Here is a 12313-nt window from a genome sequence, read left to right as displayed (position 1 = left end):
TTCTGCCACCTACTTTTCTTTCATCCAAACTTTAATCAACTCTGCAGCTAATTCTGGATTAGATTTAGCATATTCTTTTGCTTTATTTTCAGCTGTTAGTGATTCATTTTGTGCATCGTCTATCTTTTCTTGACGTGTTTGTATCAATGTGTCAAGTGGATCTTCTACCAAACCAGTATCGTCTACAACTAAATCAACCTTCTGTCCTAAATCAATTGGTTCAACTAAGTCAGCTTCACGTTTTTGTTTCACTCGACGACGAATTAACCAAATAATGAGTGGTGTAATAACTGCAAGTATTCCACCTAGAGCTAGCCAAATCCAATTTGTTTGAAGCATTTCCATAACACCGTTCATTTCAACAACATCACCCTCTACTTCTTCAGGTTCTTGTGCAAAATTCATTCCTTGGATAGTCACATTATCACCACGCTCACGATCAAAACCAATAGCTGATTGGACAATTTGTTCTAAACGTTGTCTTTCGACATTTGACACGTCACCATTAATAAGAACTGATGCTGTAATTTTCTTAACTGCACCAGGTGCCCCTAATACTTTGACTGTTTCTGTGTCTACTTCATTATTGACGCTACGATTAAATGTTTTGCCATCATTATTATTATTTCCAACGACATTTTCAACATTATCATTGACATTGCCACCTTGAACTTCTTGACGATTAATTTGGTTTCCAGTTGCTTGAACATTTTCACTACGAATTTTAGTATCACCATATGTGACCGTTGTTCGTTCAATTGAGTCAAAATCAAGTTCGGTATTAACCGATACTTTTACTTTATCCGGATCAAATACTGCACTTAATAAAGTCAGCGTTTTTTCCTCTAAAGATTTCTCATAATCCGATTTAATTGCTTGGTACTTACTTACTAAATCAGTTGCTGTAGCTTTATTACTAGTATCTAAAAAGGAAGATAGTGTATTTCCTTTGTCATCAACAATTTTAATATTTTTCAATGGTAAGTTCTCAACTGCACCTGACGTTAAATTCGCTATACCGCTAATGACTGTATCACTTAACTTGGCTGTCGGTTCTAACGTCAAAACAATTGAGGCGCTTGCTTCTTTATCTTTTTCTTCAAAAATACTTCGATCAGGCAATACCAACATAACTTTTGCTTTTTTAACTGAATCAAGTGATTCAATTGATCGCTCTAGTTCGCCAGTAACTGCTCGTTGATACATAATTTTACGATCTTCGTCTGTTGTCATCATGCCTTTATCATCAAAAATTTCAAATCCTGTTGATTGACTTGGCAACTTATTTTCAACAGCTAAATCAATTCGTGCTTTATCAACTTGTGTTTCGTCAATGAGTATTTTAGTTCCATTATTTTCTAATTTGTATTTAATATTTTTTGATTCTAAATTTTCAATAACTACGCCAGACTCTGCCTCACCTAAATCAGAAAAAAGAACTTTATAAGTTGTTTTATTTGAAAAATAGAGAGTCAACCCTATAACTAAAATAATACTGATTAATGTAGCAATAGTTGCAACTTTTTTAACTGTTGATAATTTTAGCCACCCCGACAAAAACTTATCTTTTATTCCTTGTAACATCTCCATAGTTATTTACGAATCTCCTTTAGCAACTCACTTAAAACTGCATATTTTTCACTTCATTTAATGAGTCAATCATTTTATTTCTTACTTGAATGGCTGTTTGCATCGTTAACTGAGCTTCTGTTAAATCAATCATCGCATCATGTAAATTTTCCTGTGTACCAGTTACAACACTCATTACGTTACTGTCTGTTTTGTTTACAGCAGTATCTATTTGATTCAATGCGCTATCAAACATGTCTCCAAATCCTTGATTTTGTTGCGCTCCCGTTGGTTCTTGATTAGCGCCACTCATTTGTTGCAATAAATTTTGGTAATCTTTCATTTCAGTATAGGGATTTATTCCAGAGGTGATCATGCTTATCGTCTCCTTTAAAAATTAGTCCTTAGAAATCTCCAAGGCTTTCTTCATCATATTTTTGCTACTTTCTAATGCAGATACATTTGCTTCATACGTTCGTACAGTATTCATTAAGTTAATCATTTCATCACTAATAGTCACATTCGGCATTCGAACATAACCAGCTGCATCAGCATCGGGGTGATTTGGATTATAGACACTAGCAAATTCAGCTTGGTTTTCCTCAATACCAGTCACCCGAACCCCAAAACTTTCTATTGCTTGCTCAGAAGCAGGCGTAGTCAAATTATTTTCTTGATTTTTCAGACTCTCTTCAAATAGCACACGTTTTTGACGATAAGGCTCGCCATTTTCAGTTCGTGTGGTATTTGCATTAGCAATATTAGTTGAAATAGTATCTAATTTTAAACGTTCTAAAGCTAGTCCGCTTGCATTAATATTAAATGAATCATACATTGACATCTGTTTCACCTACCTTAATTATTAATCACATAGTTATACATAGAATATTTACCATTCAATTGCTTAATGAGCGTATTATAGTAGAGCTCATTTGCTGCTTTTTCAGTCATTTCGATATCAACGTCAACATTATTGCCGTTTTCTTTAACTGAAGTGTACAATCTTTTTTTTACCTCAGGTTGCATATTTGTCACTCCATTACCGAAGAGATGTTTATCATTCGTTCGACTTAAAGAAAGACCACCATCAGCTGTGATTGCTTGCCGTAGTTTATCCTCAAATTCAACTTTATCAACCTTGTATCCAGCTGTATTTACATTAGCTAAGTTGTTAGAGATTGCTTTTTGCCTTAAATCAGACGCATTAAGCGCTGAATGGACAAGACTACCCTTTTGAAACATCACTATCAAACTCCATTCTGTATATTTTGTATTTTGTATCCGAAAAACTATAATTAAATACTTTTTTCACAATAATAATTTTTATTATTGTTATTTATCACTTATAAAAAACATAATATTCATCTAAGTTAAAAAGACGAATTATTTTAGTTAATTTATATAAATAATTCCTATTTCATAATTTTATGATAGTGGTTTTTATGGTATTTGTCAAAATAATTAATGTTTTCAAATTTTCATAAAAACGTTTCAAAACATTGATATTTAAGCTTTTTTTTATTCTATAATTCTATTTGAAATTTAATTTTTTTCATAGTATGATTAAACAAGTTGATATTCTACCGATATTAAATATATCAGATAAAAAATACACTATTTACGAACGTTAACTTTTTGGAAAATAAAAATAATTAAATTAGGAGTTAATTTTATGGATATTTTGTTATTAATTGGTATTATTCTAGGCCTTTTTTCTGTGATAGTCGGGATGATTGTGAAAGGTGCTAACATTGCCGCCTTACTAAATCCGGCGGCAGCAATTATCATTTTCGTTGGAACATTTGCTGCCCTCATCAATTCCTATCCACCGTCCGATATTAAACGCTTACCTAAAATTTTTGGTGTCTTGCTGAAAAACAAAAAATATGATGCACAAGAATTAATCGCATCAATTTTATCTTTAGCTCAACAAGCTAGAAAAGATGGTGTCTTATCATTGGAGACGGCTGTTGACCAATTAGACAACCCTTTTTTAAAAAACGGTATGGAAATGGTTGTTGATGGGATGAATCCAGAACAAATTAAAGAAATATTAGAAAATGAAGTCTTTTCTCTTGAAGATCGTCATAAAGTCGCTGCAAGTATGATGAAAACGGTTGGATCATCAGCGCCAACTCTTGGAGTATTAGGTGCAGTTATTGGTTTAATCGGCGCCCTAGGCAATTTAAATGATGTTGATGCCCTAGGACATATGATTTCTGCCGCATTCGTAGCCACGCTTTATGGAATCTTTTTAGGTTATGTGCTATTTATCCCCTTCGGTAATCGCTTAGCTAGAAAATCAGAAGAAGAAGTGAAGTACATGATGATTGCTATTGAAGGAATTCTAGCTATTCAGTCCGGACAAAATCCTAATACAATTGAAAAAAAATTAAATGGTATGTTAAGTCCTAATGAACGGACTGATAATGATAAAAAGAAATAAGGAGGCTTTAATCTATGAAACGACGCAAGAAACATGAAGAGCACGTGGATGAAGCTTGGTTACTTCCTTATTCAGACATGCTAACTCTATTACTTGCACTCTTCATTGTCATGTTTGCTATGGCAAAATCAGATGATAAGCGGCTTGATCAATTAGGTGAGCAATTCCATATTATTTTATCCGGCAATAGTGCTTCGGGTAAGGGTGGCTTACTTCCTGACAACCCTGCTACTCAAAAAACAGATGCAGAAGCAATTGCCGAAACTGGAGCAAAAATCAAAGAAGATTTAACTACTGATGGACATAAAGATGAAGTTGATGTCAAAGTGGAAAAAGATGGCGTGCGTGTCACGATTGACAGTGGTTTATTGTTTAGTCCTGGTAGTGCGACACTTAACTCGGCTGTTGATGAACCTTTAAAAAAAGTGGCTGACTCATTAAAAAAATTGATAATGACATTATTGTTGCTGGTTATACAGACAACGTGCCTAACCAAACAAAAGAGTTTAAATCAAATTGGGAATTAAGTGCTGCTCGAGCTATTTCAGTAATGGACTCTCTAGTAGCTAATAAAGGCGTAACAGAAAATCGGGTCTCTATTCAAGCATATGGAGAATTCCGACCAAAAGTCCCAAATAATTCTGCAGAAAACCGAGCCAAGAATCGACGAGTTGAAATTTTTATTGTTAAGAAAGACAAGTAAAAGAGCAATGAGTGCCAAAATAACCACTCATTGCTCTTTTATTATTTTAAGTATTCTGTTGTGTACTACCACGTGTAATGAGCTGTGGTTCAAATAATTGATTCCCTTGCGGTGCACCGTCTTGCTTGATTTTATTAAGTAACATATTTGCGCAAGCGGCTCCCATCTCAATAACCGGTTGTTTGATGGTTGTCAATTGAGGATAAGCAATTTGATCTAAAAAAACACCATCAAAACCAATGACACCATAATCGCTAGGAATCTGAACTTTAGCATGTTGTAAGCCACGTTCAATACCAATTGCCAAACGATCGGAACTACAAACAAAAGCAGTGTTTTTTGGAAAACGATGTAGTTCTTCTTTAATGAACTGATCAGTATAACGAGACCGATTTTTAAAACGGTAAATTTCAGGTACACGCTTATATTTTTGGACTGTGTTGATGTATCCAGCTTCACGTGAATATTCAAATGGTTCTTTCACATCAATACCAATAAAAACAATATGTGAATATCCACTAGCAATAGCATGCTCCGTCGCTAATTCAGTCCCCTTAGCATTATCAGTATCAATAAAGTCATAGCCATAGCGATTTTCGCCAAATAAGACAAATGGTTTCTCTAACCGCTCTATCCACTCATAGTCGCTTTCACGCATGCCTGTAATCACATAACCGTCACTCTGACCCAAATCAAAACTGTTTTCAGTCACTAATTGCAAGGAATATTGATGCTTATCAAGCTCTTTAGAAATCCCCATCAACAAACTCATATAATAAGGTTCAGTTGTATCAATTTCTTCCAAGATAAAAAATTTAATAATCTGCGTTTTATTGTTTGCTAAGGCTTTAGCAGCGACGTTTGGTTTATAATTTAAATCTTTCATTGCTTTAAAAACAAGCTCTTTCAATTCATCCGTTACTTTTTCTGGATGATTTATCACTCTTGAAACTGTCATTTTTGACACATTTGCTTTCTTCGCAACATCTGATAATGTAGGCATACTCGTCCCCCATTTTTACGTATTTAACCCCTCTTACTACTTGTTATTATACAATAAATTCATCATTTTTCTAGTTCATTCTGCTATCAGTAATCTACTATTCACAAAAATTCTTGTTTTGATTCAGCTGTAATACTTGCTCTTAACCAATCGATTAACAGATGTTCAACTTTTGCTTCACCTTTTGTTGGGGCATTAGCAAGGAGGGGTACAGCTTGATTTAAATATAGTAATGCTCGGTCAACTTCCTGAGAAACTTTCCAAGCATACATAGCTTTAATTCTTAAGTTATTCGCTTGTGGTTGATTTAATGATTTTTGAAACGCCTTTTCATGCCAAATTTTGACTATCCTCTCATCTGTTTCTTCACAATAGGCTAAATAAAAAACTAGTTCTTTTTTTAATTCTAGTTGGTATGGATAAATAAAGTCTCCTAAACGAGACGAAAAGTCATTTAACATCAGGCCAAGGCTATCAAAATCACGATTCTCCAATAAACAACCTAAACGTAAAAAATCTTGGAATTGACTTAAATAAGTGACTTGGCTAACATGAATCGTTTGCGTCATTTTTGCAGGTAATTCCGTATAAGTTAATCCCTGAGTAAGTAGGGCATGAGCTTCCAGTTGTAGATACAATAAATAGCGTTGTTGGACGTTTTTGCTTGCTAAGCGTAAAGTTACTCCATCATTGAATCCCATCGGAATAACATTGAGTAACGCTGTCAAAAAACCTATAAATATCAAGCTTAAGCTAGCAAAATTAAGTGGAAATAACCATAAAACTAACAGGCTTAAGATTAGATTCATCAAGACACCACCTAATAAATACAGCTTATACGGAAAGGCTTGATGCTCGTGATATTCTGGTGGCCGCATTAAACATTGTCCTAATGTACCTGAAACACTAAAGCGTTTAAAAGTTAAACCATCGGCTTCTTTTACGACTAAAAAAGGACCCACTCGAAAGCTAATAAATTGATAACCCGTTAGTTGTCCAAACAATGTATGGCCGGCTTCGTGAACGATAACATGCAAGAAAACCATCGGCAATAAAAGAACAAAAAAAAAGATAACTGAACGACTATCTATTTCTAACAACTCTTGCTTATTTAAATAGCCAAAAAGATACCCAAATAACCATCCTCCTAGAACAAATAAACCAAAATAGCTAACATTTTTAAATTTTTCTAGCACACTATCCATCCTCCTTTTTGCTCCATTGACGCATTTATTACGTTTAAAAAAGCGTTGATAGACTTCAACGCTTACTAAGATTTTATCACATTTTCAACTTGCGAAATAAAAACACCACGACCATAAAAATCACGATTGATTAATGCCGGATAAATATGTTCAAAGAAATAACCCACACAAGCTAATTCAGAGTAACCTTTAATTGTTTGAATCGACTCGATAAACATATCTTTATAGACTGCCTCAGGATTATTTTTAACAATTTCCTCAAATGATTCATACAATAAATCAACCTTATCAGCAACGGCTAAAATCTTCCCTTCAATTGAAGAATCTTTCCCTTCATCTAACCGACGACGATAAATATCTTGAAATTCTTCTGGTATTTCTTCTCGAATAAATTGATCCGTCATCTTTTCTTCTACGGTCTGTAACATGCCCCTTAACTCACGATTAGCGTACTTAACTGGTGTTTTGATATCACCAATAAAACGCTCGGTATAATCATGATTTAGCGCCTTCTCATACAGGACCTTCCAATCTAATGTAGCGCCATTATGTTCTTCAATATCGCCTAAAACCTGCGCAATTGACGCAACACGGTAAGAATGAGCAGCAACTGTATGCTCAGTAAATTTAAAAAATCCTGGCGCCCGTGTAATTTTTTCCAAATTACTTAATCCTAAAATAAATTCATTTAATCCCATAATCTCACCTACTTAATTTTTATCTATCATATCATGAATTGAGACAAACTCAACAATTTAAGTATAAAATAGTGACTATTTGTTCAAAAGACTGCAAAAAATCTCTTTTATTAGTAATCAGTCATTTCTTATTTTTTTGAAAACAAATAGACTGCAACTACTTACAATCGTCATTCCTATAATCATATATACTATCACTAGTCGTGTATTTTCATTAGTTTTCGGCAAGACAGAATTATTTTTAGACACTTGTGTCTGTTGCTTGTGATTATCTCTTTCAGCAAGCATCGTTTTTTTATTTTCAGAGCTAACTTCATTAATCGTCGATTGATTATCTACCAAGTTTGAGTCACCAGTTTCTGTTGTATCGTTTATTGAATCAGTTGTTGCTGTTGTATCGGTTGTTGACGTTGTTTCTGTCATGGTACTTGTTGAATCAGTTGTACTACTTTCTTCAGTATGCTTTGTATCTTCCGTTAATGAAGAATAAGAATTTACCTGTTTAAAACGATGCTTCGTCTCAAACAATTGTCCCATAGATAGTAATAAATCATCTGAACCAATTGGGCCACTAAATTGGATGCCCAACGGTAACCCTTTATTTGATACATATGTTGGTAAGCTAATCGCTGGCTGCCCAATTAAATTAGCCAGTTGCGTAAATGGTGAATATGTTAGTGCCGGAAGCCATTGATCATAAATCAACTGCAATCTTTCTTCTTTTGTCTTTAGCGTATCTATTGACCGCATTTGGGATTTCAACTCTTCCGTTAATAAATCCTCATCTACTAGTGGTGCGGTGCTTGCGGTCGTTGGTGTTAACAATAAAGGAAATTGTTTATGAAATTCAGCCATTTTTTGAGCTATTTGATAATTAGATTCCCAAACCTCATTAACATCTTTTTTAGTGATCAACTGATTGGTTTGGTACAATGCCCAAGTCAATAAATCAACATCCGTTATTTCAAGAGAACGTTTTTCAATCTGTTGCAGTTGGAAGTTAGCAATTCCTGCTGCTCCAGCACCTATAACATAATAATTTTTCATTAATTCGATACCATCAATCGGCCAATCAACCTCTTGTACGTCAAATCCTTCTGCCTTTAAAAAAGTAACAGCCTCTAAGACTGCTTGTTTAGCATCTGAACTAACTGGTGTCCCAACTGGTGATTTAAGCGTATAAGCAATTTTTTGATTTTTAATAGTAGAATTTGTTATCGCACTAACTGTTGCCTCCGGATTTTTAGTCAATAACTGAAATAATTGAATCGTGTCGGTCATATTTTTGGTTAATGGAAAGTGTACAACTTGATTCGTATTAGATGTGCCATTGCCTTTTACTATTCCTCTCGATGGCTTTAAGCCAATAATACCGTTCCAAGAAGCAGGAATTCGAATGGATCCACCAGCATCGCTACCAGATGCTACTGGGGTCATGCCAGATGCTACTGCAGCTCCAGATCCTCCTGAAGAACCGCCTGCTTGATATTTAGCATTCCATGCACTTCCAGCATTTCCATATAGTGCAGAATCAGTAATATTTTTTAACCCTAATTCTGGAAAATTAGTTTGACCAATAACGATAAATCCTAATTCTTTTAATGACCGCGTAATACTGCCATCACTTCTTGCTAATTGATGACTAGCAAATCTAAAACCGTTGGTATTTGGCAATCCTTTGACAGTGTGCCCAAGCCCTTTCATCAGAATTGGGACACCCAAAAATGGTTGCTTGTCACTATCTACATTAATCGTTTTCGCTTCTTCCAAGGCTTCATTCTTTCTTAATGAAATAACAGCATTCAAAGCCGGATTTTCTTTGGCGATTTGTTCAAACGCTAAGTTAACTAGCTCTTCACTGGTCACTTGCTTTTTACGAATCATCTTAGCTAATTCAGTAGCCCCTTTTTGCTTGTATTGTGCTAAAGTCAAAGTGGGTTTTTCGATTGTTTTGGAACTAATTATTATATCTGATTGACTAATACTCATTGACTCATCAGTTGTCTTTTCTGACATACTTGTTTCTGTGTCTTTTTCTGCTGATTCCCCCTCTGTCGTCCCCGTTGATTGACTGGCAAACGTGCTAGTAGTTGTTGTCTCTTGTTCAGCTGATGTCGGTAGATTTAGACCAAATAATCCAATACTCAAAATAACTACTAAATAAATCTTTTTTTTAATAAATGATACTGTTTTCATAACATATACTCCTCCAATATGATTACTTTCTATCCTCTATAATACTGGAGTGTCATCAGAAATCATTAATAAGACAAAAATTAATCAAATAAAATCAGTTAGCATTATTTAATAGCTTGAATCAGCAGTTTTGTTTTTATTTTCACAATTTTTATTAAACAATATAGTTTTTTTATTATAAAAAATACTTTGCTAAATAATCTACGCAATAGCAAGTTAATCGATTCATTCCATTCTTCTTTTTTCCATATTATCTATATATGACAAATTCATTTTTATTAGGTATACTTATTAGATAAAAATATCTTTTTAGGAGGAATATAGTATGGGTTTATTTGATGGCCTTTTAGGTAATGCATCAGAAATCAATCACGAAGAAGCTCGAAAACAATTAGAAGAAGTGCTTTTACCCAATGAACCAATTGATTTAGCTTATAAATTAGTCCGTGATTTAATTGTCTTTACTGATAAACGACTAATTATCGTTGATAAGCAAGGTGTTTCGGGGAAAAAAGTAGATTATAAAAGTATTCCATTCAAAAGTATTTCACGTTTTAGTGTCGAAACATCAGGGCATTTTGACTTAGATGCTGAACTACATATTTATATTTCTAGCGCTATGACACCTTCAGAAACACTAACCTTTAAAAAGAATGGCAGTATCACAGTCATTCAACAAGCGTTAGCTTTAGCGGTCTTATCCAATTAATCTGTTGCTATAAATAAAAAAAGGGTGCTATTATGTAGTGAATCCCTTAAGTTAGACCAAAATCTAACTTAAGGGGTTTTTATTATGGCTAAATATGATGCAAAATTTAACTATCAAGTAGTTCAAGCCTATCTTCCCGGAAAAAGCGGAACATCTTTCCTCGCAAAAAATAGAATCCATCGCCGATTTCATACGTCAATACCTCATCAGAAATTTACAACAGATATGGCAGAATTCAAATATTATGAAAAATAAGCTAATGGAGCCATTCAAATCAAGAAACTCTAGTGAAATTATTTCTTGCCGTATTTCTGAAAGACCTAATGCACAAGATATTTAAGAAACACAAAGAGAAGGCATTGAACGAGCATATGGAGAACTTTTTCGGTATATTGAAACAAGAAATGTATAATGGAGAGGTATTTTCTAGTTACGATTCATTAAAGAAAGAAATTGAAAAATACATTGACTATTATAATATGTACTGAATAAAAACGAAGCTTAAGTGCAGCCCTGTCACATATAGGAAAAACTATCAGCTTTTATTTGCTTGGTTATTTAAATTTCGTAAAAAATTGAATACTCATTTTTGGGTACAAAAAAGGAGTAGAATTAACTACTCCAAAAAGTCTAACTTTAGGTGTGCACTACAAATAGCACTCTTTTTTTAACTATTTTGTTGAACCGCGTTTTGTTACACCGTATGGTAAAATAATCGCTTTTTCTTCAATATCTTCTTTATTCATTAATTTAGTTAATAAACGCATAGCTACCGCACCAATGTCATAAAGAGGTTGCGTAATACTTGTCACACTTGGACGAGCCATTTCACTATATAACGAATTATTACTTGTAATAATCTCAAAATCTTCTGGTACTCTAATACCTGTATCAGTTAGACCATTCAACAGCCCGACAGCTAATTCGTCATCTGCAACAACAGCTGCAGTCGCTCCGCTATTTAAAACACGTTCATGCAAAGCTAATCCTGATTTATAGCTGTATTCAGATTCAAATACTAAACCTTCTGTAAATTGCAATTGATTATCAGCTAAAGCTTCTTTATAGCCGTTTAAACGACTAATCCCATTGATTGGATCAAGTAATGAGCCAGAAATAAAGGCGACTTTTTGATTACCAGATTGAATTAACGCTTGTGTCGCATCTTTCATTGCTTCACGGTAATCAATATTGACTGAGCCAACTTGATTATCTGGATCGATTGATCCAGCTAAAACAACCGGCGTTTTCGAGCGTGAAAACTCACCACGAACTTCTTCCGTTAGGTGGTGTCCCATAAAAATCACACCATCTACTTGTTTTGCTAATAGCGTATTTAATACGCTAATCTCTTTTTTATCATCACCATCTGAATTGGCTAAGATAATATTATACTTATACATCGTTGCCACATCATCAATTCCGCGAGCTAGTGAAGCAAAATAGGCATTTGAGACATCAGGAATAATAACCCCAACAGTCGTTGTTCGCTTACTTGCTAAACCTCTAGCAACCGCATTCGGGCGATAATCTAGACGGTCAATCACTTCTAAAACTTTTTTACGTGTAGCAGGTTTTACGTTTGGGTTGCCATTCACAACTCGAGAAACAGTCGCCATTGATACGGCTGCTTCACGGGCAACATCATAAATTGTAATTGTTTGTTTTTCCATGGTGTTTCTCCTTCTATTTACTTAATTAATCGGGTAATAAAATAGTTATATTAACTAGTTCGTCCATCGATACTGACTTGATAATATCAAATGTTATCTCTTATTGCAAGC

The 12313-nt window shown here is 34.2% G+C and carries 15 protein-coding genes; 6 read left to right on the top strand and 9 right to left on the bottom strand.

Going from position 1 to position 12313, the window contains the following annotated elements; genetic code table 11:
- Positions 1-9: 9 nt before the first annotated feature.
- From fliF to flgB, 4 genes are read right to left on the bottom strand one after another with little or no spacing between them, the layout of a single operon-like run.
- Positions 10-1590, bottom strand: a complete 1581-nt coding sequence (gene fliF / locus BW732_RS10300; RefSeq protein WP_077276649.1) for a flagellar basal-body MS-ring/collar protein FliF — start codon at positions 1588-1590, stop codon at positions 10-12.
- Between the two features lie 31 nt (positions 1591-1621).
- Positions 1622-1945, bottom strand: coding sequence for a flagellar hook-basal body complex protein FliE (gene fliE / locus BW732_RS10295; protein WP_077276648.1), 324 nt, complete (start codon positions 1943-1945; stop codon positions 1622-1624).
- A 21-nt stretch (positions 1946-1966) separates the two neighbouring features.
- A complete protein-coding gene (gene flgC / locus BW732_RS10290) occupies positions 1967-2410 on the bottom strand; it encodes a flagellar basal body rod protein FlgC (protein WP_077276647.1) in 444 nt (147 codons plus the stop codon).
- A gap of 14 nt (positions 2411-2424) precedes the next feature.
- Positions 2425-2811 carry a flagellar basal body rod protein FlgB gene (gene flgB / locus BW732_RS10285; protein WP_077276646.1) on the bottom strand — a complete coding sequence of 129 codons (387 nt, stop codon included), beginning with the start codon at positions 2809-2811 and terminating at the stop codon, positions 2425-2427.
- A 430-nt stretch (positions 2812-3241) separates the two neighbouring features.
- On the opposite strand from flgB, the gene motA reads away from it, so the two are divergent.
- The 3 genes from motA to BW732_RS10270 are packed head-to-tail and all read left to right on the top strand — an operon-like array spanning position 3242 to position 4718.
- Positions 3242-4015, top strand: a complete 774-nt coding sequence (gene motA / locus BW732_RS10280; RefSeq protein ID WP_077276645.1) for a flagellar motor stator protein MotA — start codon at positions 3242-3244, stop codon at positions 4013-4015.
- A 14-nt stretch (positions 4016-4029) separates the two neighbouring features.
- A complete protein-coding gene (locus tag BW732_RS10275; protein WP_077276644.1) occupies positions 4030-4542 on the top strand; it encodes a flagellar motor protein MotB in 513 nt (170 codons plus the stop codon).
- The gene (locus BW732_RS10270) at positions 4500-4718 is read left to right on the top strand and encodes an OmpA/MotB family protein (RefSeq protein ID WP_161485559.1); all 219 of its coding nucleotides are present in this window, start codon (positions 4500-4502) and stop codon (positions 4716-4718) included. The genes BW732_RS10275 and BW732_RS10270 overlap by 43 nt, the downstream gene beginning before the upstream one ends.
- 46 nt (positions 4719-4764) lie before the next feature.
- Here the strand turns inward: BW732_RS10270 and BW732_RS10265 are convergent, their stop codons facing one another.
- The 4 genes from BW732_RS10265 to BW732_RS10250 form a co-directional block, all read right to left on the bottom strand.
- Positions 4765-5721 carry a LacI family DNA-binding transcriptional regulator gene (locus BW732_RS10265; RefSeq protein ID WP_077276642.1) on the bottom strand — a complete coding sequence of 319 codons (957 nt, stop codon included), beginning with the start codon at positions 5719-5721 and terminating at the stop codon, positions 4765-4767.
- Positions 5722-5822: 101 nt separating this feature from the next.
- Entirely contained in the window at positions 5823-6917 is a 1095-nt protein-coding gene (locus tag BW732_RS10260) for a site-2 protease family protein (protein ID WP_077276641.1), read from the bottom strand.
- Between the two features lie 74 nt (positions 6918-6991).
- Positions 6992-7624 (bottom strand): YfbR-like 5'-deoxynucleotidase, encoded by a 633-nt coding sequence (locus tag BW732_RS10255; RefSeq protein ID WP_077276640.1) that lies wholly within the window; start codon positions 7622-7624, stop codon positions 6992-6994.
- A gap of 117 nt (positions 7625-7741) precedes the next feature.
- Entirely contained in the window at positions 7742-9820 is a 2079-nt protein-coding gene (locus tag BW732_RS10250; protein WP_077276639.1) for an amidase family protein, read from the bottom strand.
- A 325-nt stretch (positions 9821-10145) separates the two neighbouring features.
- Between BW732_RS10250 and BW732_RS10245 the strand changes: the two genes are divergently transcribed.
- From BW732_RS10245 to BW732_RS11820, 3 genes are all read left to right on the top strand, one after another.
- The gene (locus BW732_RS10245) at positions 10146-10529 is read left to right on the top strand and encodes a PH domain-containing protein (RefSeq protein ID WP_077276638.1); all 384 of its coding nucleotides are present in this window, start codon (positions 10146-10148) and stop codon (positions 10527-10529) included.
- An 84-nt stretch (positions 10530-10613) separates the two neighbouring features.
- The gene (locus tag BW732_RS11445; protein ID WP_161485558.1) at positions 10614-10784 is read left to right on the top strand and encodes a hypothetical protein; all 171 of its coding nucleotides are present in this window, start codon (positions 10614-10616) and stop codon (positions 10782-10784) included.
- 68 nt (positions 10785-10852) lie between these two features.
- Positions 10853-11017: an IS3 family transposase gene (locus tag BW732_RS11820; RefSeq protein ID WP_126844048.1), complete on the top strand. Its 165-nt coding sequence runs from the start codon at positions 10853-10855 to the stop codon at positions 11015-11017.
- 183 nt (positions 11018-11200) lie between these two features.
- Here the strand turns inward: BW732_RS11820 and ccpA are convergent, their stop codons facing one another.
- Positions 11201-12202 (bottom strand): catabolite control protein A, encoded by a 1002-nt coding sequence (gene ccpA, locus BW732_RS10235; protein ID WP_077276636.1) that lies wholly within the window; start codon positions 12200-12202, stop codon positions 11201-11203.
- Positions 12203-12313 lie beyond the last annotated feature (111 nt).

The sequence above is a fragment of the Vagococcus penaei genome, from assembly GCF_001998885.1.
Classification (GTDB): Bacteria; Bacillota; Bacilli; order Lactobacillales; family Vagococcaceae; genus Vagococcus; species Vagococcus penaei.
The sequence above is the reverse complement of the archived record's forward strand: the minus strand, read 5'-3'. Positions and strand labels throughout refer to the sequence as shown.

Excerpts from the sequence above, each read along its gene's own strand:
- fliF (WP_077276649.1), bottom strand. The coding sequence starts at position 1,590 with ATGGAGATGTTACAAGGAATAAAAGATAAGTTTTTGTCGGGGTGGCTA.
- fliE (WP_077276648.1), bottom strand. The coding sequence starts at position 1,945 with ATGATCACCTCTGGAATAAATCCCTATACTGAAATGAAAGATTACCAA.
- flgC (WP_077276647.1), bottom strand. The coding sequence starts at position 2,410 with ATGTCAATGTATGATTCATTTAATATTAATGCAAGCGGACTAGCTTTA.
- flgB (WP_077276646.1), bottom strand. The coding sequence starts at position 2,811 with ATGTTTCAAAAGGGTAGTCTTGTCCATTCAGCGCTTAATGCGTCTGAT.
- motA (WP_077276645.1), top strand. The coding sequence starts at position 3,242 with ATGGATATTTTGTTATTAATTGGTATTATTCTAGGCCTTTTTTCTGTG.
- BW732_RS10275 (WP_077276644.1), top strand. The coding sequence starts at position 4,030 with ATGAAACGACGCAAGAAACATGAAGAGCACGTGGATGAAGCTTGGTTA.
- BW732_RS10265 (WP_077276642.1), bottom strand. The coding sequence starts at position 5,721 with ATGCCTACATTATCAGATGTTGCGAAGAAAGCAAATGTGTCAAAAATG.
- BW732_RS10255 (WP_077276640.1), bottom strand. The coding sequence starts at position 7,624 with ATGGGATTAAATGAATTTATTTTAGGATTAAGTAATTTGGAAAAAATT.
- BW732_RS10250 (WP_077276639.1), bottom strand. The coding sequence starts at position 9,820 with ATGAAAACAGTATCATTTATTAAAAAAAAGATTTATTTAGTAGTTATT.
- BW732_RS10245 (WP_077276638.1), top strand. The coding sequence starts at position 10,146 with ATGGGTTTATTTGATGGCCTTTTAGGTAATGCATCAGAAATCAATCAC.
- BW732_RS11445 (WP_161485558.1), top strand. The coding sequence starts at position 10,614 with ATGGCTAAATATGATGCAAAATTTAACTATCAAGTAGTTCAAGCCTAT.
- BW732_RS11820 (WP_126844048.1), top strand. The coding sequence starts at position 10,853 with ATGCACAAGATATTTAAGAAACACAAAGAGAAGGCATTGAACGAGCAT.
- ccpA (WP_077276636.1), bottom strand. The coding sequence starts at position 12,202 with ATGGAAAAACAAACAATTACAATTTATGATGTTGCCCGTGAAGCAGCC.